Origin of the sequence: Micromonospora arborensis, from assembly GCF_003205615.1 — a bacterium.
In the GTDB taxonomy this organism is placed as follows: domain Bacteria; phylum Actinomycetota; class Actinomycetes; order Mycobacteriales; family Micromonosporaceae; genus Micromonospora; species Micromonospora arborensis.
In genome coordinates this window covers 236014-257803 of the sequence record NZ_PYBV01000005.1, presented here as the reverse complement: position 1 = coordinate 257803, position 21790 = coordinate 236014, and the positions used below count along the sequence as shown (strand labels likewise).

General features: G+C 71.2%; 22 protein-coding genes. 13 read left to right on the top strand and 9 right to left on the bottom strand.

Annotated elements, in window-relative coordinates:
• Positions 1-172 precede the first annotated feature (172 nt).
• Positions 173-1153, top strand: a complete 981-nt coding sequence (locus C7C45_RS04195; RefSeq protein ID WP_110562519.1) for an ATP-binding cassette domain-containing protein — start codon at positions 173-175, stop codon at positions 1151-1153.
• The gene (locus C7C45_RS04190) at positions 1150-1977 is read left to right on the top strand and encodes an ABC transporter permease (protein WP_110562296.1); all 828 of its coding nucleotides are present in this window, start codon (positions 1150-1152) and stop codon (positions 1975-1977) included. The genes C7C45_RS04195 and C7C45_RS04190 overlap by 4 nt, the downstream gene beginning before the upstream one ends.
• Before the next feature lie 50 nt (positions 1978-2027).
• Here the strand turns inward: C7C45_RS04190 and C7C45_RS04185 are convergent, their stop codons facing one another.
• Complete coding sequence (locus C7C45_RS04185) at positions 2028-5207, bottom strand: ATP-binding protein (RefSeq protein WP_110562295.1); 3180 nt, start codon at positions 5205-5207, stop codon at positions 2028-2030.
• A 114-nt stretch (positions 5208-5321) separates the two neighbouring features.
• On the opposite strand from C7C45_RS04185, the gene C7C45_RS04180 reads away from it, so the two are divergent.
• The 3 genes from C7C45_RS04180 to C7C45_RS04170 all read left to right on the top strand — a co-directional run bounded on the left by C7C45_RS04180 (position 5322) and on the right by C7C45_RS04170 (position 8361).
• On the top strand, positions 5322-6248 hold the full coding sequence (locus C7C45_RS04180) for a siderophore-interacting protein (RefSeq protein WP_110562294.1): 927 nt from the start codon (positions 5322-5324) through the stop codon (positions 6246-6248).
• 130 nt (positions 6249-6378) lie between these two features.
• A complete protein-coding gene (locus tag C7C45_RS04175) occupies positions 6379-7839 on the top strand; it encodes an SDR family oxidoreductase (protein WP_110562293.1) in 1461 nt (486 codons plus the stop codon).
• 33 nt (positions 7840-7872) lie between these two features.
• On the top strand, positions 7873-8361 hold the full coding sequence (locus C7C45_RS04170; RefSeq protein WP_110562292.1) for a heme-degrading domain-containing protein: 489 nt from the start codon (positions 7873-7875) through the stop codon (positions 8359-8361).
• Positions 8362-8376: 15 nt separating this feature from the next.
• On the opposite strand, the gene C7C45_RS04165 is transcribed toward C7C45_RS04170, so the two are convergent.
• On the bottom strand, positions 8377-9945 hold the full coding sequence (locus C7C45_RS04165; RefSeq protein ID WP_110562518.1) for a mucoidy inhibitor MuiA family protein: 1569 nt from the start codon (positions 9943-9945) through the stop codon (positions 8377-8379).
• A 37-nt stretch (positions 9946-9982) separates the two neighbouring features.
• Between C7C45_RS04165 and C7C45_RS33520 the strand changes: the two genes are divergently transcribed.
• The 4 genes from C7C45_RS33520 (at position 9983) to C7C45_RS04150 (ending at position 11565) form a co-directional block, all read left to right on the top strand.
• Positions 9983-10171: a hypothetical protein gene (locus tag C7C45_RS33520; RefSeq protein ID WP_146247264.1), complete on the top strand. Its 189-nt coding sequence runs from the start codon at positions 9983-9985 to the stop codon at positions 10169-10171.
• On the top strand, positions 10153-10818 hold the full coding sequence (locus C7C45_RS04160; protein WP_110562291.1) for a GAD-like domain-containing protein: 666 nt from the start codon (positions 10153-10155) through the stop codon (positions 10816-10818). Before C7C45_RS33520 ends, C7C45_RS04160 begins: the two co-directional genes overlap by 19 nt.
• 100 nt (positions 10819-10918) lie before the next feature.
• Positions 10919-11173 carry a DUF7161 family protein gene (locus C7C45_RS35795; protein ID WP_425271112.1) on the top strand — a complete coding sequence of 85 codons (255 nt, stop codon included), beginning with the start codon at positions 10919-10921 and terminating at the stop codon, positions 11171-11173.
• A gap of 5 nt (positions 11174-11178) precedes the next feature.
• Positions 11179-11565: a hypothetical protein gene (locus C7C45_RS04150; protein ID WP_146247263.1), complete on the top strand. Its 387-nt coding sequence runs from the start codon at positions 11179-11181 to the stop codon at positions 11563-11565.
• Between the two features lie 48 nt (positions 11566-11613).
• Here the strand turns inward: C7C45_RS04150 and C7C45_RS04145 are convergent, their stop codons facing one another.
• A complete protein-coding gene (locus tag C7C45_RS04145) occupies positions 11614-12990 on the bottom strand; it encodes an FAD-dependent oxidoreductase (protein ID WP_208641061.1) in 1377 nt (458 codons plus the stop codon).
• Between the two features lie 148 nt (positions 12991-13138).
• Here C7C45_RS04145 and C7C45_RS04140 point away from each other — a divergent pair, with 148 nt between their 5' ends.
• Positions 13139-13597, top strand: a complete 459-nt coding sequence (locus C7C45_RS04140; RefSeq protein WP_110562287.1) for a serine hydrolase domain-containing protein — start codon at positions 13139-13141, stop codon at positions 13595-13597.
• 24 nt (positions 13598-13621) lie between these two features.
• Here C7C45_RS04140 and C7C45_RS04135 read toward each other — a convergent pair whose 3' ends face one another.
• Entirely contained in the window at positions 13622-14848 is a 1227-nt protein-coding gene (locus C7C45_RS04135; RefSeq protein WP_110562286.1) for an MFS transporter, read from the bottom strand.
• A 41-nt stretch (positions 14849-14889) separates the two neighbouring features.
• Between C7C45_RS04135 and C7C45_RS04130 the strand changes: the two genes are divergently transcribed.
• A complete protein-coding gene (locus C7C45_RS04130; protein ID WP_110562285.1) occupies positions 14890-15987 on the top strand; it encodes an ROK family transcriptional regulator in 1098 nt (365 codons plus the stop codon).
• 31 nt (positions 15988-16018) lie between these two features.
• Here C7C45_RS04130 and C7C45_RS33900 read toward each other — a convergent pair whose 3' ends face one another.
• Together C7C45_RS33900 and C7C45_RS04120 are read right to left on the bottom strand one after the other, a co-directional pair.
• On the bottom strand, positions 16019-16180 hold the full coding sequence (locus C7C45_RS33900) for a hypothetical protein (protein WP_167454638.1): 162 nt from the start codon (positions 16178-16180) through the stop codon (positions 16019-16021).
• 521 nt (positions 16181-16701) lie between these two features.
• A complete protein-coding gene (locus C7C45_RS04120) occupies positions 16702-17304 on the bottom strand; it encodes a TetR/AcrR family transcriptional regulator (RefSeq protein ID WP_110562283.1) in 603 nt (200 codons plus the stop codon).
• Positions 17305-17448: 144 nt separating this feature from the next.
• Here C7C45_RS04120 and C7C45_RS04115 point away from each other — a divergent pair, with 144 nt between their 5' ends.
• Positions 17449-18891 carry an MFS transporter gene (locus tag C7C45_RS04115; RefSeq protein WP_110562282.1) on the top strand — a complete coding sequence of 481 codons (1443 nt, stop codon included), beginning with the start codon at positions 17449-17451 and terminating at the stop codon, positions 18889-18891.
• Between the two features lie 244 nt (positions 18892-19135).
• Here the strand turns inward: C7C45_RS04115 and C7C45_RS04110 are convergent, their stop codons facing one another.
• Entirely contained in the window at positions 19136-19669 is a 534-nt protein-coding gene (locus tag C7C45_RS04110; protein ID WP_110562517.1) for a GNAT family N-acetyltransferase, read from the bottom strand.
• On the opposite strand from C7C45_RS04110, the gene C7C45_RS35460 reads away from it, so the two are divergent.
• The gene (locus C7C45_RS35460) at positions 19610-19990 is read left to right on the top strand and encodes a DUF1996 domain-containing protein (RefSeq protein WP_280101367.1); all 381 of its coding nucleotides are present in this window, start codon (positions 19610-19612) and stop codon (positions 19988-19990) included. The genes C7C45_RS04110 and C7C45_RS35460 overlap by 60 nt on opposite strands.
• A 48-nt stretch (positions 19991-20038) precedes the next feature.
• On the opposite strand, the gene C7C45_RS04100 is transcribed toward C7C45_RS35460, so the two are convergent.
• Together C7C45_RS04100 and C7C45_RS04095 are read right to left on the bottom strand one after the other, a co-directional pair.
• Positions 20039-20671, bottom strand: coding sequence for a hypothetical protein (locus C7C45_RS04100; RefSeq protein ID WP_110562280.1), 633 nt, complete (start codon positions 20669-20671; stop codon positions 20039-20041).
• A gap of 117 nt (positions 20672-20788) precedes the next feature.
• Positions 20789-21766, bottom strand: coding sequence for a hypothetical protein (locus tag C7C45_RS04095; RefSeq protein ID WP_110562279.1), 978 nt, complete (start codon positions 21764-21766; stop codon positions 20789-20791).
• Positions 21767-21790: the final 24 nt, after the last annotated feature.

Genomic DNA, 21790 nt, shown 5'->3' with positions numbered 1-21790 from the left:
TCTCCCGCCCAGCACGCCCCCCGCTGAGCCGGACAGCTCTACGACGGCCTCGACCGCACCGGCCGGGCTCCCCACCGGGAGCCCGGCCGGTCTGTACGCGGGCGGGTCGTGTCGGTGGCGATGTCGGTGGCGTGTCGGGGCGGTGTCAGCCGGCCCGAGCACACTCTGGGACATGACAGCTGACCTGGTGATCGAGGCCGAGGGCCTCGTCAAGACCTTCGGAAAGACGAGGGCGTTGCAGGGCGTGGACCTCGCCGTGCCCCGGGGGACGGTGCTCGGGGTGCTCGGCCCCAACGGCGCCGGCAAGACCACCGCCGTACGCATCCTCTCCACCCTGCTGACCCCGGACGCGGGAAGCGCCCGAATCAGCGGCTTCGACGTGGTCCGGGACGCCGAGCGCGTTCGGCAGAGCATCGGCCTCACCGGCCAGTACGCCTCGGTCGACGAGGACCTGACCGGGCGGCAGAACCTGGAGTTGTTCGGCACCCTGCTGGAGTTGGGGCGCACCGGCGCCCGGCGACGGGCCGCCGAGCTGCTCGACTGGTTCGACCTGACCGACGCCGCGAACCGGCCGGCCAAGACCTACTCCGGCGGCATGCGGCGGCGGCTGGACCTGGCCGCCAGCCTCGTCGGCTCCCCCGACGTGATCTTCCTGGACGAGCCGACGACCGGGCTCGACCCGGCCAAGCGCGAGGACATGTGGGACGTGGTCCGCTCACTTGTCGGCAACGGCTCGACGGTGCTGCTCACCACGCAGTACCTGGAGGAGGCCGACGCGCTCGCCGACGCGATCACGGTGATCGACCACGGCCGGGTCATCGCGCACGACACCCCGGAAGGGCTCAAGCGGGTGGTCGGCGGGCAGACCCTGGAGGTCCGGCCGTCCGACCCGGCGCACCTGCCCCGAACCGCGGAGATCCTCACCCAGGTCGGCTCCGGCGCGCCGGCCGACGAGATCCGCAAGGGCGTGCTCGCGGTGCCGGTCACCGACGACGCGGCCCTGACCGAGAGCGTCGCGCGGTTCGCCACCGCCGGCATCGCGGTCACCGAACTCTCCCTGCACCTGCCCAGCCTCGACGAGGTGTTCTTCACCCTCACCGGGCGCACGGCATCCGAAGACGACACCACCCGCCCCACGGAGGTCGCGGCATGAGCACTCTGATCGACGCCCCACCCACGAGAAGCCGCGGGCTCTCGAACTCCGTGCCGAACCCACGGCCGTTCCGGCTGGTCCGGCACTCGTTGGCGCTCGCCAAGCGCAGCCTCATCAAGACCTGGCGTACGCCGGAGGCGCTCATCGACGTCACCCTGCAACCGGTGCTGTTCCTGATCATCTTCGTGTACGTCTTCGGCGGCGCCGTCGCCGGATCCACCCACGACTACCTGCAGTTCCTGCTGCCCGGCATCCTTGCCCAGACCATCGCCACCGGTGCCATCGCGATCGGCGTCAACCTCAACACCGACATCGCCAAGGGCATCTTCGACCGGTTCCGGTCGTTGCCGATCCCCCGCTCCGCACCGCTGGTCGGCGCGGTCCTCGGCGACGTCGTCCGGTACGTCATCGTCACCGTGTCGACCCTCGCGATCGGCTACGTGATGGGTTTCCGGATCGACACCGACCCGTTCCGGGCGATCGCCGGTTGTCTGCTCGCGGTGCTGTTCGCGCTCTGCCTGAGCTGGCTGCCGGTGCTCGTGTCGATGAAGGTGCGGACCGCTGGCGCCGTGCAGGGTGTGATGTTCGCGCTGATCATGCCGCTGAGCTTCGCGTCCAACGTGTTCGTCGGCGCCGACACCCTGCCGGGCTGGATGCAGGCCTTCGTGGACGTCAACCCGATGACCCACCTGGTGGCGTCGGTACGCGGACTGTTCCTCGGCACGCCGCTGGGCAACCACGTGTGGTGGACGCTCGCCTGGTGCGCCGGCTTCGTGGCGGTGTTCATGCCCCTGGCGCTGCGGGCGTACCGAAAGAAGATCTGAGCTAGGGCCCGTTTCAGAAGGACTGGCCGGCCGCCCTTCTGAAACGGGCCCTAGGCGAGCAAGTCGTCCATCAGCTCGCGGATCCGGGTGACGGCCGCGGCGACCGGACGCTCGCGCCACGCGGCCAGCAACGGCTCACGCTGCTCCTCGTCCCCGAGGGCGGCGTTGAGCCGTTCGCCCTTCCCGGCGGGGAAGAACATCTCGATGTGGGTGCCGATGCGCGTCGCGAGTGCGGTCAGCGCGCGGGCGGCGCCGACGTCCTCCCGGCACGCCGCGAGTTCCGCGCCGCCCGAGGCCCACGCCCCGATCACCGGAAGGTCCTTCGAGGCCAGCGCTTCGTCGCGAGCGAGCGACAGCAACGCGGCGGCCTGGACGGCGGCCTCGGTCCCTGGCGTCCGCCGTGCCTCGGCCACGCGCAGGTAGAGGACCGCCACCGCGACCCGGAGCACGACGCGCGGCTGCACCGGCGGCCCGGTCCACCCGGCGAGGGTGCGGGTCACCTCGTCGGCGTGGGCGAGCGCGTCGTCGTAGCGTTCACGCTGCCACGCCAGTTGGGCCAGGCCGAGACGTGCCTGCGCGACGTCCGTCAGCTCGGCGTGGCCTGGTATGGCGGTCTCACCCAGGCGCCGCTCGGCCTCCGGGTCGCCGGCGACGGCGAGTTGCACGTCCAGCATCACCCGGACCGACCGGGCGTCCTGCGTCGCGCCGAGAAGATCCATGTGGCGGACGCTGCGCGCCAACCATTCGGTCGAACGGGCGTCACCGCGCGGGGCGAAGAAGTGCCCGGCGGCCTGCGCCGCCACCGCCATGCCCCAGTGGTCACCGACGACCTCGAAGCGGTGGTACGCCTGCTCGGCGTCGATGATCGATTCCTCCGACATGCCGCTGTTCTCCCGTACCGCCGCGCGCGCGAACAGGCCGAGTCCCTGCACGTACGGGTCCGGATGCGCGATCATCTCGTCCGCGCTCTTGAGGCTCCGCTCCAGATTGGACGTGTCGAAGCCGGGCAACGCCGACGCGAGCGCGGTCAGCCGGGGCGACACCTCGGCGGGCCGCTCGGCCAGGAGCGTCCGCAGGGCCCGCCGGGCGAGCGCGGCGAGCCGCAGCTCGCCACTGATGCCGGAGTTCACGCTGATCACCACGCACGTCCAGGCGAGTCGATCGGCGTCCGGCAGTGGCCGGCCGCTGGCCCGGCCCCGCATGATCGCCGACCGCAGTCGCCGCTCCGGGTGATCGACGTATAGCAGCGCCCGCGCCCACGCGAGGACCTCGAGGTGCAGGCCACGCACGGTCCAGAGGTGGAACAACGCGGTGGTGACGTCGACGGCGGCGGGCTCGTCGTCCTGCCCCAGTGCCCACCGCAGGCCCGCGAGCAGGTTGTCCTGCTCGGCGGCGCAGCGGTCGAGCGCCTCGACCTGGTGGGGGCCGACGAAGCGGCCGGCGAGCGCGGCGGCCTCCGCCCGGGCCCAACCGACCAGGCCCGCCATCGCCGGAACACGGTCACCGGCGGCGTCCAGGCGAGCTTCGCCGTACTCGCGGACGGTTTCGAGCATCCGGTAGCGGGGTGGCCCGTCGCCCTCGACCAGGGTCAGCAGGGACTGTTCGACGAGCGTCGCGAGCCCTCGCCGTACGTCCGTGCTCTGCGCGACCGCGGCGGCGAGGTCCGCGGTGAACGGCGCGGGAATGACCGCGATCCGCTGCAGCAGCGCGCGGTCGTCGGGGGCGAGAAGTTCCCTACTCCAGTCGACCATCGCCCACAGGCTCGCGTGGCGGTCCGGCAGACCACGCAGCGCGTCGTCGAGCAGCGCGAACCGGTCGGTCAGCCCGGCGAGGACATCGTCGATCGGCATGTGCCGCAGTCGTGCGGCGGCCAGTTCGAGCGCCAGTGGCAGGTTGTCGAGTCGGTGGCACAGCGCGAGCGTCCGTGCCGTGTCCCAGGTCGGCACCGCGCCACCGGCCCGTGCCCGGGACTCGATCAGCGCGAGCGCGTCGGCGTCGGGCAGCGCGGTCAGTCGGTGGACCTGCTCGCCGGCCAGGCCCAGCGGGGCCCGACTCGTGGCGAGCACCGCGACCTCCGGCGAGGTCACCGCGAGCAGGTCCGCGACGACGGTGGCCACCGCGTCGAGGACGTGCTCGCAGTTGTCCAACACGATCAGTCCGTCGAGATCCGGCGCGACGGCGCGCAGACGTTCCTCGGGATTGAGGACCCGCCGTTCAAGGCCCAGGTTGCCCCCGGCCACCGCGGTGTCCGCGCCTCCGAGTGCCGCCAGCACCGTGGGCAGCACCTCGTCGGACGAGCGCAGGCCGGCGAGTTCGACCACCCGTACCGGCCGCCCGGCCGCCGCCGTGCGCCGGGCCACCTCGGCGGCCAGGCGGGTCTTGCCGGCACCGCCGGTCGCCACGATCGTCACCAGGGCCGCCTCGGTGAGCGCCTCGCCCACGGTCTCGACGTCGCGCTCCCGACCGACGAGGACGGTCAGCCGTCGCCGCCACGCGGCGGGCAGGGCGATCCGCGCCGGCTGCCGGGGTGGCGTCACGACGGCCGGTGCGGTGAGTTCGCCGCGCAGCAACGACAGATGCACCTGTGCGACCACGGGCGACGGGTCGGCACCGTACCGGTCGGCCAGTTCGGCCCGGAGTCGCTCCACCACCTCCAGCGCCTCCGCCTCCCGGCCCTGGGCGGCGAGCACCTGGACGAGCAGGGCGGCGGACGGCTCGTCCGGGGGCGTCCGCGCGACGAGCCGGCGCAGGTCGGCCTCGTCGAACGACCCCGCACCGGCGAGTGCCGCCTGCGCGCGCAGCGCGGCGACGTCCGCGAACAGGCGGGTGTCCTCGATGGTCACGAGTTCCGGGACCTCGGGGAACAGGGCACGCGCCTGATCGGCCAGGCCGCGGGCGGCGCGGACGTCGCCGCTGCCCAACACGGTCCGCGCCTGATCGACAAGCGCCCGCGCCTCGATCGCGTCGACGGTGACGTCCTCGGTGGGCAGACGGTATCCGCCCGGCACCGCGACCACGGCCAGCCCGAGCCGGCGCACCCGGGACACGAGCGCCTGGACGGCGCCGGTCGCGTCGTCGGGCGACGCGCCGTCCCACACGGCGTCCACGAGCAGGCTCGTGGAGACTGCCCGGCCACGCGCGTCGGCGAGCGCGCGGATCACGGCGGCGAGCCGTTCACCCCGAACGGGCTGGCCGTCGACGGCGAGTGGGCCGAGGGTCGTGATCTGCACGGAACCAGCATCCCCCACCCGTGCACGGACCCGACGACCGCCGGTCCGCCAGGCTGGCCTCGGACTCTCGGGCCGGCTTGACACGCCGCCACTTGGTTAGGTTAGCCTAACCTCATGCAGGCCCAGAACGGCACCACGACCGAGACCCTGCCCATCGCGCCGTGGCGCGTGTTCACCGTCACCGTCGGCGCGGTACGCCGACTCAGCCCGTCCTTCACCCGGGTGACCTTCACCGGGGCAGACCTCGACCGCTTCGCCGACAACGGTTACGACCAGCGGATCAAGCTGGCGCTGCCGCTGCCCGACCAGCGGGAGGTGCGGCTGCCCGAGGGCGAGGACTGGTACACGACGTGGCGGGCCCTGCCCGAGCACCTGCGCAACCCGATACGTACGTACACGGTGCGGGCGGTCCGACCGCACCTGGCCGAGGTCGACGTCGACCTCGTGCTGCACGGCGACAGCGGCCCGGCGACCCGTTGGGCCCGGCGGGTACGTGCCGGCGACGAGCTTGCCCTGGTCGGGCCGGATGCCGGCTACGACGGGGACCACGGCGGGGTCGAGTTCCGACCGCCGACGGGGGCCACCCTGCTGCTGGCCGGGGACGAGACGGCGGTGCCGGCGATCAGCGCCATCTGCGAGCGGCTCCCCCTCGCGGCCCGGGGCACGGTGGTGCTGGAGGTGCCCGACGCCGACGACGTGCTGCCCCTGGCGGCGCCCCCCGGCATCGACGTCCGCTGGCTGTCCCGGGGTGCCGACGGATACGGCAGCCGGCTGGTGCCCGCCGTCGCCGCCGCGGCGGGGGAACTGCTGGCCCCCGGCACGACGCCCGCCGCACAGCCGGTCCCGGACGTGGACGTCGACACCGGGATCCTGTGGGAGGTGCCCGACGAGGTCGCCGGGGCACCGCTGTACGCGTGGCTGGCCGGGGAGGCCGGCGTCATCCGCAACCTGCGCCGGCACCTGGTCGCCGAGCGGGGTCTGGACCGGCGGGCGGTGGCCTTCATGGGCTACTGGCGTCTGGGTCGCGCCGACACCGACTGAACGCAGACCCTGCTCACGCCGCCCGGCGAACGCGGGGTGCAGTGGGGACGGCGCGGTGCGTACAGTTTCGGGTCGGACTTGGGGCGGGCCGGCTGGATCCGGCACGGGATACGGGACGAGACACAGACGTATGACGGTGGACAACATTACCGAAAACGGTCAAAACGGCATTGACCGAGACCGGCTGGAGGCCTGCCTCAGCGTCTTCGAAGCGCTGGAGGAGCTGCCATCCGACCACCCCGACGTGGTGCGGGTGCAGCGGGCCACCGCGCGGCTCTACAAGGTGATCAAGCAGCGGCGACGCGAGGAACGGCGCGACGCCATCCTCGCGGCCGACCGGGCCGTGACGGAGGCCACCGCCACCGGTGCCCCGGGGCGGATCGACGACGAGACCCAGGGCATCCCGCTCGCGTCCTCCGTGCCCGGCGAGACGGCCGGGTTCCTGCACAATCCACGCGGCTGCTACGTCTGCAAGCAGCGCTACCGCGAGGTGGACGCCTTCTATCACCAGCTCTGCCCGTCCTGCGCCGCGCTCAACCGGGAGCGCCGCGACGCCCGTACCGACCTGACCGGCCGACGCGCGCTGCTCACCGGTGGCCGGGCGAAGATCGGCATGTACATCGCGCTGCGGTTGCTGCGCGACGGCGCGCACACGACGGTGACCACGCGCTTCCCGCACGACGCGGTCCGCAGGTTCGCCGCCATGCCCGACAGCGGCGACTGGCTGCACCGCCTGCGCATCGTCGGAATCGACCTGCGCGACCCCGCCCAGGTGATCGCCCTCGCCGACTCGGTGAGCAGCCAGGGCCCCCTCGACATCCTGATCAACAACGCGGCGCAGACCGTCCGCCGCTCCCCCGGGGCGTACGCGCAGCTCATCGCCGCGGAGGCCGCGGCCCTGCCGGACGGCCCGCTGCCGGAGCTGATCACCTTCGCCAAGCCGGACAGCCAGGGCGGCCCGGTCGGCAGCCTGACCGCCGGGCCGCAGTCGACCGCGCTCACCCCGCACGCGCTCACCGCGCTCGCCCTGACCAGCGGCTCGGCCTCGCCGGAACGGATCGCCGCGTCCACGGCCATCGACGCCGGAGGACTCGTGCCGGACCTCGACTCGGTCAACAGCTGGGTCCAGCGGGTGCAGGAGGTGGACCCGGTCGAGCTGCTCGAAGTGCAACTGTGCAACGTCACCGCGCCGTTCGTGCTGGTCAGCCGGCTCCGCCCGGCAATGGCCGCAGCGTCGGCCCGCCGCAAGTACGTGGTGAACGTGTCGGCGATGGAGGGCCAGTTCGGCCGCGGCTACAAGGGCCCGGGGCACCCGCACACCAACATGGCCAAGGCCGCGCTGAACATGCTGACCCGCACCAGCGCGCAGGAGATGCTGACCGACGGCATCCTGATGACCAGCGTCGACACGGGCTGGATCACCGACGAACGGCCGCACCCGACGAAGATGCGGCTGGCCGACGAGGGCTTCCACGCCCCGCTGGACCTGGTCGACGGTGCGGCCCGGGTCTACGACCCGATCGTCCGTGGCGAGCTGGGCGAGGACCTGTACGGCTGCTTCCTGAAGGACTACGCGCCCTGCGCCTGGTGACCGACTTTGCCACCGTCGAACGAGGAGAAGCACATGTCAGTTGACCGTGACCCGTGGCCGACGCTTGACGAGTTGCTGCGCGAGGAGGCCGAGCTGGAGCTCGCCGGCCTGTCCGAGACGGACGCGTACGAGCTGGGGATGCTCGCCGTCGCCGCCGCGAGTGAGCAGCGGCTGCCGGTCTCGGTTGGCGTGTGGCGGGCCGGCCGCCAGCTGTTCCACTGTGGCCTGCCGGGGTCGACGGCGGACAACGACGGTTGGCTGCGCCGCAAGGGGCGAGTGGTGATGCGGTTCGAGCACTCGTCGTTGTACATGGCCCGGTTGTGCCAGGACAAGCAGGTGACGCTGGCAGAGCGATTCGGTCTCCCAGCCTCCCGGTACGCGGCGGCCGGGGGCGCGCTGCCCCTGCGAGTACGGGGCACCGGCGTGGTGGGCTGGGTGGGGGTCTCCGGGCTTCCGCAGCTCGATGACCACCGCTTCGTCGTCGACATCCTGCGCAAGCTCCCCCGCTCGGCCCGCCCCTGAATCATCACTCGGTGCCTACTCCCGCCAGCCGGTCAGTTCCACCCCCTTGGCCAACTCCACCCGGAAGCCGATGGCGATCTCACCGCTGTCGCCCGGCGCGAGCGACAGCCGCCAGGCCAGCTCTCCCAGCTCCGTACGCTCCGCCGGAGCCGGCGTCAGGTTCGTCTCCCGCACCACCACCGCCTCGTCGCGGGACACCGGCAACTGGTCGCGTACCTCGACCGTCGCCGACCGGGGTGTGTGGTTGGCGACGGTGATCCGGTAGTCCACCTCCCGCCGCCGCGTCGACCCGAGCGTGGCCTTGGTCTCCGAGCGCCGGTGCAGCTTCCGCTCCACCCGCAGCCGGTCGTCGACCCCGAGCCCCAGCTCGATCTCCTCGCCCGGCGCCCACATCGGCAGCCCGGTGGCCGCGACGAAATCGGCGCCGTGGAACACCGCCGCCGGACCGGGCAGCATCGTGTGATCCGACGTGTTGCGTACCGTGGCACGCAGGTGCGCCTCGGCGGCGCGGACCGGCACGGTCACGTGGTCCAGTCGGGCTGGCAGCTCCAGCACGGCGATGGTGGCTCGGTGCGCGCTGCCGTCGGCCGGCACCGCGGCCGGCCGGGCCGGCCGATAGGTGGCCGCGCTGACGCCCTGCTCGACCTGGGCGACGCTCTCCTGCAACCGGGGCCGGGGCGCTGCGGACCGGGCCGGCGCCCCGCCCGGTGCCGGGGGCTGCATCCCGACCGGCACGGGCGCCGCCGCGGCCCCGACTGACACCGGCCGAAACCGGTCGAGATACCAGGGCGACAATTCGGGTACGCCGGTCGTCGCGGCAGGCCGGGCGGTCGAGAGCTGAAGCTCGCACTCCGGCCAGTCCTCTCCGGTGCTCTGGCTGACCAACCCGAACCAGGTGACGGTCATGGTGTCCTCGACCAGCCGCAGGTCATACGAGGGCCGCCACACCGCACCGTCGACCAGGTAGGTCAGCTCCAACTCCAACTCCGCGCCGTCGGCCGCCACCGAGACCGTCACCTCGGCGGCCAACCGGTCCGGCGTCCGCTTGCCGCGCGCGGCGTTCAGGTCACGCTCGACCGCGGCCAACTCCGCGGCCAACTCGGTGCGCCGCCGAGACAGCCCGCGCCGCCGGCTGCGTGACTCGGCGAGCTGCCCCGCCACCGAATCGGTGAAGGCCACCACGTCGGTCGGCGCCGCGTCGCCGGAGGCCAACGCCCGGGCGTACGTGCCACCGGCGCGCTCGGCCAACCGGGTGAGGAACTCCCCGCGCTGTTCCTCGATTCCGTCCGCGTCCCCGACCTCGGCCAACTCGTCGTTCAGCTCCCGGTGTCGCTGCTCGAGGCCGACGATCTGCGCGTCGGCGCTGCGGGCCTGCCGCCAGGTGGTCACGTCCACACCGAGTACCGTGGCCGCGCCCCGACCACCGACCCGGATGGAGTCGCGCCGCAGGCCGAGTGGGAGTGGCGCGATGCGTACGCGGTGCTCGCCGGCGGTCAACCGAGGACTGCCCCGGCGGGTGACCCGAGCCCGGTCCGGATAGACGGTGACGCCGACGATAGGTGCGTCGATCTCTGTGCTTTCCACGGCGCGAGGGTAGTCCAAGGGTGCCAGGCTGCCCGTCGTGCTGGAGGACGATCGGGTGGCGGCGGCCCGCAACAACGCCGGATGGTGTGACATCGTCTGCGGCAGCCACGGGCTGTTGCGGGATGCCGCGACACTCGGCGAACGGGCCGCGGCGCTTCGGTCGGGCGGGCAGGCAGGTGGTTCGTGGCACGAGGGGGAGGCGCACCGATGGTGGATGATGAAGTAGCAGAGTTGGCTGAGATATGGGGGCCTCCAACCTATTCCGCTCCGGTCCGCGCCGATCGGCTGGCTCAGTTTGCAGGTGCCGTGCCCGATCTACTGCTGGCGTGTTGGCGTCGGTATGGATTCGCCGGATTCGGTAACGGATCGTTCTGGTTGTGTGATCCCGAGGTGTGGCAGCCGGCGGTCGACGCATGGACAAGCGGCCTTGCCCTACCGGGAGAAGAGCGATGGATTGCCGTGAGCCGCAGTGCGTTCGGCGATTTGCAGGTGTGGGGACAGCAGACGGGCTCGCGGTTGACGATCAATGCGCAGTACGGGTGGGTGGTCCACACGGATCGGGCGGGCCGCCCGATGTCAGACGATCGCCGCAATGACCGGCTCTACGCGCTGTTGATGTGCCAGGACCGCCGCAGTGTTGACCTGCTCGGCGCCGATGAGAAGCCGTTGTTCGATCGGATCCTCGCACTGCGTGGCCCGGTGGGCCCCGACACCATCTATGGCTTTGTCCCGGCCTTGGGTCTCGGCGGGGCGCTGCGTCCCGACCGGGCGGAGATCTTCGACGGACCCGTCCACCTGGAGCTACTCGCCGAGCTCTCCGAGCGTCGCCTCGTGGACAAGGAAGACCTCCTGCACATGTGGATCGGTCAGTGACCGGCCCAGGCGCTGCCGACGACCGGACGGCAGGCGGGCACCACCGCGCACGGCCGCGCCTTTGCGGGTGTCCGTCAAACAGCCGACCAGGCCAGCGTTGATGGTGTGGCGACGAGTGCGGGCCACCGACACGGGCCTGATTGGACGTGCCGCGCGCCTCTTGACCAGTGAGCCGACCGACGATGCGGGATGGCCTGCCGACCTGCCGGCCGGTGTGACGGAAGTGGTCATCGTCGAGGACACTCCCAGCCCGACAGCAACTCTGAAGGTGCAGACCAGCGGGGACGCCCCGCCGAGGGATGCGCGGGTCAGGTTTGACCAACTCGCTGTACGCGATGCGTTCGTAGAAGGGTGACTGCGGTGTCGATGGGGCTCATTCAGATCACGGTCGTCGGACTGGCTGTGCTTCTGCGACTGACAGCCTTCGGCTGGTTCGCCATCATCGCGATCATCGTGAGCGCCTTCTCGCTCGGCACCGTACCCGCGATCGTGCTGGGGCCGCTGGTCTTCGCCGGGTTCTCCGCGCCACAGTCCGCATGGCCCCTGCTCATCGCGGCCGACGTCCTGCTCCTGGTGTGTGCGTTGACTTTCGAAGACGGCGGCGACAACGAAGGCACGACTCCACTGCAGGTGCTCACCGGCAGTCGTGGACTGTCCGGTCGCGCCACGGACAGAGCGTTCCGAGTCTGCGGCAGCGCCTATCTGCTAACCCTGCCGGTACTGGTGATCTGGGCTATTGCCGGTTAGTCGCATCAGCTGCTCGCCGTGGGCCGCCCGCACGGGACGAGCCAACCGTCAGCGTGCGCGGCGGTTGGCCCGCACGGCGCCGAGGAGCACCCCCGGCCTGGCCAGCGACAGTGGGTGCGCCCGCATGGAGACGACCTCGTTGAACCGTCGCGCGGTCGCCAGGTCCGTGACGGTCGCGGCGATGATCTGCCTGCTGGCCCAGCTGGTGATCCGGTAGCCGCGCGGGTAGGGCCCGTCGACGTGGGGCAGCGCCAGGTCGGCGGAGGTCGACGTCGACCATGCGGCGTCGACCACGACCTTCTGCAGTGCGAGGTACTGGTGCGCGGGCTGGGTCAGATCCGGGCCGGACCGCAGGTACGTCGACAGGCAGGCCGCGTGCAGACCCGCCGCCGTCATTCCCTGGCCGTACACCGGGTTGAAGGACGCGACGGCGTCGCCGACGCTGACGAGCCCGGCCGGGAACCGCTTCAGCGCGTGGAAGTCCCGTCGTCGACTGTCGGCATGGTGGTAGGTCTGGACGTCGCCGAGCATCTCCTGGCCGGCGACAGCGCCGAACTCGGGTGGGAACTGCTCCCGTAGTCGGCGCACGAAATCGTCTGCGGTGTGGCCGGGATGGTAGTCGCCGTAACCGGCCATCATGGCCATCCACCGACCGTCCTCGATGGCGAAGAACGCGGCACCGGCCACGTCCGAGGCCGTCTTCGCGGTGTTCAGCGCCAGGACGACCGTCGAGGCCGGCGTCGCCGCTGGGCGCCGGAACTGGGCCGTCGCGTAGTTCAGGCGCACGGTCATCCGTCGCGTGACGGGCCGGTCCCAGTCGGCCTGCTCCAGCCAGGCCGACAGTCTGCTCGAACGCCCCATGGCGTCCACCGTCAGGTCACCATTCTCGACACCGGGCACCCCACCGACGTCGTAACGGACACCGGTGACCGCGGTGCCGTCGAACACGAGGCCGGTGGCACGGGCGGTGAGCGTCTTGACGTTCGGCAGGCGGAGCACCTGCTGGCGGATCAGCCCCTCCAGAAGTGGTCGGCTGCCGGCCAGGGTGTCGGCGTCGTCGGGGACGACGACCCTCGGCCGGCCGTCGAGGTAGTTCCGCCTGGCCGTGGGCGGCGCCTCGACCGCCCCGCGGGCCACGGCCTGGTCGCGGAACCCCGGGAACAGGCGCTCCAGTTGGAAGAAACCACCGGGCAGCAGCGCGTGCAGCTGCGTCCCCTGGGGTACGCCGGGACGCGCGCCGGTCACCTGCGGGGCGTCCCGGTCGATGATGACGACGCTGTCGGCGTAGTCGGACAGCACGCGGGCGGCCAGCAGACCGGCGACACTGCCGCCGAGCACGATTGCCGTGCCCATGATCGGCGACGGCTGCACGGGAGGGCACACCGCGTTCAGCTCGGCGAAGATCCGGGATGGGGAGAGGGACATCGTGCTCTCCAAGGGGTACGAATGGTCGTCCGACGTGACGCCCGTCGATCGTCGCACATCCACCGAACACCAACTGTCAGTGCCCATCAGGTGACCGTGTGTCGTCTGATGGGGCCGACGCGATCGACGTTCGGGCGGGTCGGTTGGCGTGCGTCGTGGCACCGTCCACGACGATGTCGCCAACCACCTCGGCGGCGTCGCCGGTCACGCCGGCATCTTCGCGACCGCCGCCGATCTCGCGGCCATCGGACAGATGCTCCTGGCCGGGGGCACCCACCAGGGCAAGCGCATCCTCGCCGCGGCGACGGTGCGGCGGATGCTCACCAACCAGAACGCCGGGAAACCGGCCATCGACCCCGAGCGGCCCAACCGGACGTCGGCCCACGGCCTCGGGGTCGTCATCAACCAGACCTGGTTCATGGGCAGGCTCGCTTCGAGCCGGACCTTCGGCCACACCGGCTTCGCCGGCCCCTCGCTGCTGGTCGACCCCAACCGCAAACTCGTCCTCGCCCTGCTCACCAACCGTGCGCACCCGAACTGGAGTTGGTCGAACCCCGATCCGGTCCGTGCCGCCGTCGGCGACCTGCTCGCCAGAGAGGTCAACTGACCGAGGGTCGGCAGCAAGGCGACCTCACCTCGCGACGGTGGCCGGAACCCGCTCCTGCACGCGTCGCCCGGCGGCGAAGCTGACCACTCCCAGGGCCAGCCCGAGGATGCCCAGGACGACGCCGACCCGGGCCGGTGCGAGGTAACCGAACCCGGCGGCGATGGCGACGCTGCCCAGGGCGGCGCCCAGGCTGTTCGCGATGTTCATGGCCGACTGGTTGACCGCCGCCCCCATCAGCTGCGCTCCCGGGGCGACGGTGATCAGGCGTGCCTGCAGGACCGGGCCGAGGTAGAGGCTTGTCGCGCCGACCAGGAACGCGCCCACGAACAGGCCGGCCCGGGTCGACGCGACGAGGCTGAACGCGGCGATGCTGACGATCATCGCGACGAATCCGATGATCATGCTGCGCCGCAGGTCGCGGTCCGCGAGCCAGCCGCCGAGGGCATTCCCGACGGTCATGCCGAGACCGACCGCGACCAGCGCCCACGGCACCGTCGCGGCGGAGAGTCCGGCGACGTCGGTGGTGACCGGTGCGATGTAGGTGTTCACCGCGAAGAACCCGGCGAAACCGACCGCGCCCGTCGCGGCGACCAGCCAGACCTGCGAGGTTCGCAGCGCCCGCAGCTCGGCGGCCGGCGAGCCGTCGACCGCGGCGGCGACCTCCGGGACGACCGCCAGCACCGCCAGCAGGGTGAGCACGAAGACGCCGGCGATGAGCAGGTACGCGGCACGCCAGCCGGCCGTCTGCCCGAGCCGCGTGATGAGGGGTACGCCGACCACGTTGCTCACGGTCAGGCCGCTGAGCACGATGGCGAAACCGCGGGCCTCGTTACCGGGGCCCATCAGCGTTGCCGCGAGCAGGCCGGCCGCTCCGAAGTACGCGCCGTGCGGCAGCGCCGCCGCGAACCGAGCCACCAGCACCAGGTCGAAGGTGGGGGCGATCGCGGACGCGACGGTGCCAGCGGCGAAGAGCACGAGCAGCCCGAGGACGAGCTTCTTGCGGGGCAGGCGCGCACTCAGCGCGGCGATCAGGGGCGCGCCCACGACCACGCCGAGCGCGTACGCGGTGATCATCCAGCCGGCGTGGGCGACCGCGCCCGACGACGACCGGGCGTACTCCTGGGAGAGCAGATCGCGCGCGATGTCGGGCAGCAGCCCCATCGCCACGAACTCGGTCAGGCCGATCGCGACGCCACCCAGTGCCAGTGCGACCAGCGCCGCCGTCCGTCGACCTCTGCTCAACTCGATCACCGAGAGAATTTAGCAACAGCGTTGCGTAATAGGGTGGTGAGATGACTCGCATCACTGCGGACGTCACCTTCCTACGCGGCTACAACCAAGCGCTGGTCATGGCGGTGGGGCGTACCGTCGGAACGTTCGAGCGGTCGACCGTGGTCCAGGCCACCGGTCTGACGCCGCAGGCCGTTTCGAAGGTCATCGCCCGCCTGACCGTCGACGGCCTGATCCGTCCCACCGGCGTCCGCCGCCCCGGCGTCGGCAAACCCGCGGTCGTCTACGAACTCGTCCCCCACAGCCGGTACGCGATCGGCGCCCACGTCGCCCGGCGCACGCTGCGGCTGGTCCTGGTCGATCTCGCCGGCACCGTGCACCATTCGGCGGTCAGCCCGCTACCCCGCGACTTCACCCCACCGCAACTTCTCGACGCCCTGGCATCCGGCATCAAGGCGATGACCGGCGTCAACGACCTCGGAGGCGGCCAACTCACCGGCGTGGGCATCGGCATGATCGGCCCGCTGGACCACGCCCACGGCCTGGTCCGCGGCGCCCACGGGCTGCGCCACTGGCACGACGTGCCGTTGCGTGAGATCGCCGAGAAACACCTGGGCCTGCCCGTGCACCTCGACAAGGACGTCACCGCCGGGATCACGGCCGAGGCCTGGCGGCACGGCGCGACGTTCGGCGACGCGGCTCTCATCATGATCGAGTCCGGCATCGGCGGCGGCTTCTGGCTGGGCGGCACAGCCCACCGGGGCGCGCACACCAACGCGGGAGAATTCGGCCACACGGTCGTCGACCTGAACGGGCCCCGCTGCGTCTGCGGTCGCCACGGTTGTCTGGAGATCGTGCACAACCACGCCGCCGAGGCCGGAGACGTCGCACGCGCCGCACGGGTCGTGGCAGTGGGCGTCGTCAACCTGCTGCAGACCCTCGACCTCGCCCACGTGGTGCTGGCGGGCGCGGATCTCCTCCGGCACCCGGAGGCCTATCTCGCGGCAGTCGCCGAGGCCGTTCAGGCGGACGTGCGACGCACGGCCTGGCTCACCACGAAGGTGACCCTGTCCAGTCTGGGTGCCGACGTCATCGCGGCGGGCGCCGCCATGCAGGTCCTGGACCAGCACTACGGCATCCCGGAGCTCGCCCCGATCTGAGGGCCGACCACTCCCCCTCGGCGGCAGAGCCTCAGACGGCTGCCGGCGGCGACAACGCCATCTTCTGCCAGTTGCGGAACACGAAGCGGTGCACCGACTTCAGCCCACCCCAGAGCGGCGGCTCCAACGCGACGCGACGGTACCCTCGGACCGTCACTGTCGTGGTCCGGATGACCCGCGTGCCGCCGTCCATCGGCGCCAACTCAAATAGGTCTCCGAGGTGGTCGACGCAACGGTGGAAATGGAGGTCCGTCGACTCCATGTGAAACGCCAGTCGGCTCGGTGGCTCCCACACCGTGATCCGCTGCCGCACCACGACGTAGGTCGGGGCGTGCCCAGGTAGAAAACCGGGCAGGGCGGCTGCAGCTCAAGGCGCGAGTCACAGAGCGCCGGCCGACACCCACCGGCCCCACCGTCGAAGGCGGATGAGATCGCCACGCCCCTAGACGAGACAGTCCTAACCCCGGCTCGGGCTGTGGGCGCAGCCGGCGGCCAGCGGTGACCGTCGGTCACCTCCGGCAGGGCGGATGCGGTAGTGAGCGGTATACCTCAGAGTCATATTCATACCTCTGAGGTATACCGCTCAACAGCACACCCTCATGGCACGCAGCCGAAGCGCATGGCGAGCGCCCTTCGCTGCGCCCGCAGCCCCGTCTTGAGCTAGTGGGCGGTAACGGTCGACGCTCGCGCTGGGACCGGCGACTGACCGTGCTCCTACGCGGGCCTGAGCGTGGCCAGTAGGGTCTTTTCGAGGATCTCGCCGACGGACTCTGCGGCCAGCCGCCCGGCGGCGACCTCGTCGGCGGCCGCGTGCAGCAGTGTGTAGACGGTGGTGACCAGCCACTCGACCGGCAGGTCCGTGCGGAAGGCGCCCTCCGCCTGGCCCCGGGCGACGAGCCGCTCGACATGGGCCAATGGCTGATCGTGGCGGCGGCGCACTTCGTCGGCGGGCAGGGCACGCTGCACGGCGGCGTGCAGGCTGCCGAACCTGCTGAGCAGTGGCCAGCAGGACCGGATCAGCTGGGCGAACACCTCGGCGGGCGGCCCAGTATCAGGTGAAGCGGCCTCGATGATGCCGGCGCTCTCGGCGATCGTCTCGGCGAGCACCGTCCGCAGTAGTTGCTCCCTGGACGGGAAATGCGCGTAAAGAGTGACCCGGCCCAGACCGGCGGCCTTGGCGATGGTGGTCATGCTGGCGTCCGGGTCACGCGCGAAACACTCGGTGGCGGCGGTGATGATCGCGGCGATGTTGCGTTCCGCGTCGGCCCTCTTGGGTGTCCCGGCCCCTCGGCCTCCGTGGTCTCTGGTGCGCGCCATGGCCAGATCATAATTAGTCGAACACCCCTGTTCAACTTCTCACCCCGTGGGGTACCTTAAAGCGAACACACCTGTACGACTTATGCCTGGTCGGGCACCGCGATCGCCGCCGCGCCCCTCCAATCACCAGGAACGGAAAGCCCGATGCCTCATCCCTCACCTGCGCTGCACAGCCCACCGACGACCGAGGCCTCGGCACATCCGCGCCGCTGGGCGGCGCTCGCGCTGATCAGCGTGGCCCAGTTCATGTTGATCCTCGACGTGACCGTGGTAAACGTCGCCCTCCCCGAGATCGGCGCTGACCTGCGACTGGAGCGCACCGCGCTCACCTGGGCAATCACCAGCTACACACTGTTCTTCGGCGGGCTGATGCTGCTCGGCGGACGGCTCGCCGATCTCTTCGGAGCCCGCCGGATGATGCTCATCGGGCTGACGGTCTTCACCATCGCCTCGCTCGGCACCGGTTTTGCCCAGAACGAGACGCTGCTGATCGGCGGACGCATCGCACAGGGCATCGGGGCGGCTCTGCTGTCCCCCGCGGCGCTGTCGACTGTCACCGCCACCTTCCATGGCCGCGAGCGCAACAAGGCGCTCGGCGTGTGGGCGGGGCTCGGCGGCATCGGTTTCGCCGCCGGGGTACTGGCAGGCGGCGTCCTCACCGCCGGTCCCGGCTGGCGATGGGCCTTCTTCGTCAACGTGCCGATCGGCGCCACCGTGCTGGCGTTCCTCCCGGCGACCGTCCCCGCCACCCTACGAGCGCACCGCGGCAAGCAGCGCATCGACATCCTCGGAGCGCTGGCCGTCACCGCCGCCACCGGCTCGCTCATCTACGGGCTGGTCACCGCGGGCGACGCCGGCTGGGGCAGCGCCGCAACCCTGGTACCGCTGGCTGCCGCAGCCCTGCTGTACGCGGTGTTCGTCGTCATCGAACGGACAGTCCGTAACCCGCTGATGCACGTAGGGATGCTGACCCGCCGACCCGTGGTCGCGGGCGCGTTCCTGATGCTCATCGGATCTGGGCTGCTGATCTCAGTGTTCTTCCTCGGCTCGCTGTACCTGCAGCATCTACGCCACCTCAGCGCGATGGAGACCGGACTGCTGTTCCTGCCCGCCGCACTGGCCACCGGGGTTGGGGCGCACCTGGCCAGCCGCCTGGTCGCCAGCATCGGCACGCGGGCCGTCGCCGCCATCGGCCTCGCGCTGGTCGCAGTGGGCACGGGACTGCTCACGCAACTCTCTGCCGACGGCACGGTCTACACCGGGCTGCTGCCCGGGATCGTCATCGCCGCGGCCGGAGTCGGCCCCGTTTTCGTCACCGCCGCCACGTCCGCGTTGGCACACGTCGACCACGGAGAGGAGGGTCTCGCCTCGGGCGTGCTCAACACCTTCCACGAACTGGGCGGCGCCATCGGCGTCGCGACGGCCTCCACCCTCGCCGCGGCCGGGCTCACCAGTGCGCCCTCCATCGACGGATTCACCGACGCCTACACCGCGACGGCCATCGTCGCCACTGTGGCAGCCATCCTCGTTCCGGCCCTGGTCCCGCCCGGCAAGCCGGAGTTGAGCGGGCTGCCGCACGCCCACTGACCTCACCGGTCTGCGAAGGGCCCTCGCCATCCGCTTTGGCTGCCCGCCATGTTGATGTGCTGTTGAGCGGTATACCTCAGAGGTATGAAAATGACTCTGAGGTATAGCGCTCACCACCGCATCCGCCGCCATCGAGGTGACCGACGGTCACCGCCGGCCGCCTTTCTGGCTGGCCTTCGTGCTGAACGCCCCCTTCTTGCCGCCCTTCGTGTCGGCGGCCTCGGGCCTGGCCGCGAAGATCTGTCTACAGGTCCATCGCGTAGACCCGGACCCGGCGGCCGGTGTCCGGCTGCACGGTTTCGCGCTCCAGCGACATGCCCAGCTTGACCATCACCCGCGCGGACGCCTCGTTGCCGACGACGTGGATGCTGACCAGCCGCCGCAGGGCGAGCTCGGCACGAGTGTGGGCGACAACGGCCTGGGCAGCCTCGGTGGCCAGGCCCCGGCCCCAGTACGCGCGGCCGAGCCGCCAGCCGATCTCCACCGCCGGCATGATCTCCGGCAGGAAGGTCGGCACCGCCAGTCCGGTGAAACCGGCCAGCTCGCCGGTCTCCTTGATCTGCACCGCGTACAGGCCGAAGCCCTGTTCGTCCCAGTGCCGCTGGTAGGTGGCTAGACGCTCCGCGGTCCCGGCCCGGTCCAGGGTGCGGCCGTCGTGGATGTAACGCATCACCTCGGGCTGCGCGTTGACTGCGGCGAACCCGTCCAGATCATCGCTGTGCCAGCGGCGCAACAACAACCGCGGAGTCTCCAGGGACGTGGCATCAAGGTCAGGCACTTTCCCTTCGTAGCACTCAGGCACCCACGGGCGCGATGGATTATCGGGTTGGGAAGCTGCACCCCCCGGTCAGGGCTTGCTCATCTAGGACACGAGGGCGTCGGCGCGTGCCCGACGAGCCACCCGGTGCCGGTCTCCTCGGTGTCGTTCGTGATCTCGTACCCGTTGAGCGCGAACACGGACGGCATCACCCTCGCGTCCGGCACCTCGTTCTCCATGCACGCCGACTTCTTCAACGCGTGGAAGGACGAGGCGCTCGCCGCACGGGTGCGCAACTGCCTCGACCAGGGCGTCAAGTGCAACTCGGCAGGCAACTTCTAGCGTGATCGTCAACCCGGGGTCGTCGTGTATCGGCCCCGGGGTCGACGATCAACCCGTACGCATGAGGCTGCGGAAGTCGGCGGCGTCCGGGAACGGCCGGTCCTCGGCGAACTGACCGATGTAGACGACGGCCTCCTCGTCCTGGGAATAGGAGTAGCCGTCCAGGGTCGGGCCGACGACAAGGATGTTGCTGGCCCGCCGCCAGGCGGCGTACCGCCAGGAGTAGCCGCCGATGGAGATGTTCCTGCCTTCGGTCCGGACGTCCCACTCCGGGGGGCCGAGCCGTTCGGTGAGCCGTTCGATCGCGGCGTCGACGCACGCCTCGAAGTCCTGGCGACCGGCGTCCGGCTGGCTCGACCAGCCGGGCTGCGAGCCCCAGAAGTCATCCGGCCACAGCTCTCCACCCACCGTGTAGTAGTGGACGAAGGGCATGTAGAGGCAGTAGTCGCCGTAGATGGCGTGACCGGCCACGGTGACGAAGCGAGTTTCGTCGGTCGGCGCCGCGTCGGCGGTCCAGCCGAGAGCGCGCATCGCCCGGCTGGTGGCGTCCGGATCGTTCCACGGCAGGTCGGCCAGACCGATCAGCTGATCGGCCAGCTCCGCGTCGATGGGGCACTCGGCGACGTAGTTCTCGATGACCGTCTCGTCTTCGCCGTGCTCCGGCTCGTGATCTTCCGTCACGACCGGGGATTCTGCCGACGCCGGCACCGACACGCAAGCACGGGCCGCGACGCGGTACGACGGCGGCGGCCGGTCACCCCTCGATCCGGGGTGGCCGGCCGCCGTCGCGTCGAGCAGCTAGAGCCGGGCGTCGCCGGCCGCGGTGGCCTCCTGCACCGCCGAGGTACGACGGGTCTCGGCCCGCTGGTCGCCGGCGTCCTCCCGGTCCGGGGCGGCCGTCCGGGCGGCCCGGTTGGTGGTCGCGGCGGCCTGGTCACCGGTCACGCCGCCGCGGATCCGGTTGTTCGCGGCCACCTGGGCGGCCGGGTCGTTGGACGTCACGGTCAGCTGGCCGTCGATGATGTTGTCGTCGACGCTGACGCCACCGGTGGTGCTGGTGATGCTGACGTCCCGGCCCCAGTAGCCGCCGGAGGCGCAACTGTCGAGGGTGCCGTTCGGGCCGAGCTGCACACCACCCAGGTTGCCGGCGAAGGTGGCCTGGCCACGGACCGCGCTGCCGCACACCACACTGCCGGTGGCGCTGTTCAGCACCGACAGCGTGCCGTCGACGAAGGAGTCGTGCACGTCGGTGTAGTAGGTGCCGGTGCTGCTGACGTTGCGTTCCACCTGGGTGCCACGGTCGAGCCGCACCTCACCGGCGCCCGCGTTGACCGTCCCGACGATCGTCGACTCCTCCACGAACAGGAAGCTGTCGATGGTCGCGGAGCCCTTCGGCCGCACGGTCACGTTGCCGCTGCGGGCGTCTTTGAGGAAGACTCCGTAGCCGCCGGCGGCCAGCACCACCTGGCCGTCGATGGTCGTCTCGGTGGCGTCGAGGTAGCCGTCCGCGGCAACGCGGATCTCGCCGCTGACCCGGCCACCGGCAACCACCAGGTTGCCGCCGGCCGCGACGGTGACGTTGCCGGTGATCGTGGTGCCGGTCAGCGCGCACGACTGGCCGGCCGGCACCAGCAGGTCGTTGGGCACGGTCACGGCACCGCCGGTGCCGATGCAGTGGGTGACCAGGTCGGCGTGTGCGGTGGGCGCCACCGCCAACACCGAGGCGGCGACGAAGGCGCTCACGGTGGCGAGCTTGACGACGGTACGTCCGGGCATCGTTGTACTCCCTGTCGATGAGAT

Excerpts from the sequence above, each read along its gene's own strand:
- C7C45_RS04095 (WP_110562279.1), bottom strand. The coding sequence starts at position 21,766 with ATGCCCGGACGTACCGTCGTCAAGCTCGCCACCGTGAGCGCCTTCGTC.
- C7C45_RS04195 (WP_110562519.1), top strand. The coding sequence starts at position 173 with ATGACAGCTGACCTGGTGATCGAGGCCGAGGGCCTCGTCAAGACCTTC.
- C7C45_RS04160 (WP_110562291.1), top strand. The coding sequence starts at position 10,153 with ATGGTGGATGATGAAGTAGCAGAGTTGGCTGAGATATGGGGGCCTCCA.
- C7C45_RS04115 (WP_110562282.1), top strand. The coding sequence starts at position 17,449 with ATGCCTCATCCCTCACCTGCGCTGCACAGCCCACCGACGACCGAGGCC.
- C7C45_RS04170 (WP_110562292.1), top strand. The coding sequence starts at position 7,873 with ATGTCAGTTGACCGTGACCCGTGGCCGACGCTTGACGAGTTGCTGCGC.
- C7C45_RS04180 (WP_110562294.1), top strand. The coding sequence starts at position 5,322 with ATGCAGGCCCAGAACGGCACCACGACCGAGACCCTGCCCATCGCGCCG.
- C7C45_RS33900 (WP_167454638.1), bottom strand. The coding sequence starts at position 16,180 with ATGGACGGCGGCACGCGGGTCATCCGGACCACGACAGTGACGGTCCGA.
- C7C45_RS35795 (WP_425271112.1), top strand. The coding sequence starts at position 10,919 with ATGGTGTGGCGACGAGTGCGGGCCACCGACACGGGCCTGATTGGACGT.
- C7C45_RS04130 (WP_110562285.1), top strand. The coding sequence starts at position 14,890 with ATGACTCGCATCACTGCGGACGTCACCTTCCTACGCGGCTACAACCAA.
- C7C45_RS04175 (WP_110562293.1), top strand. The coding sequence starts at position 6,379 with ATGACGGTGGACAACATTACCGAAAACGGTCAAAACGGCATTGACCGA.
- C7C45_RS04120 (WP_110562283.1), bottom strand. The coding sequence starts at position 17,304 with ATGGCGCGCACCAGAGACCACGGAGGCCGAGGGGCCGGGACACCCAAG.
- C7C45_RS04190 (WP_110562296.1), top strand. The coding sequence starts at position 1,150 with ATGAGCACTCTGATCGACGCCCCACCCACGAGAAGCCGCGGGCTCTCG.
- C7C45_RS04145 (WP_208641061.1), bottom strand. The coding sequence starts at position 12,990 with ATGTCCCTCTCCCCATCCCGGATCTTCGCCGAGCTGAACGCGGTGTGC.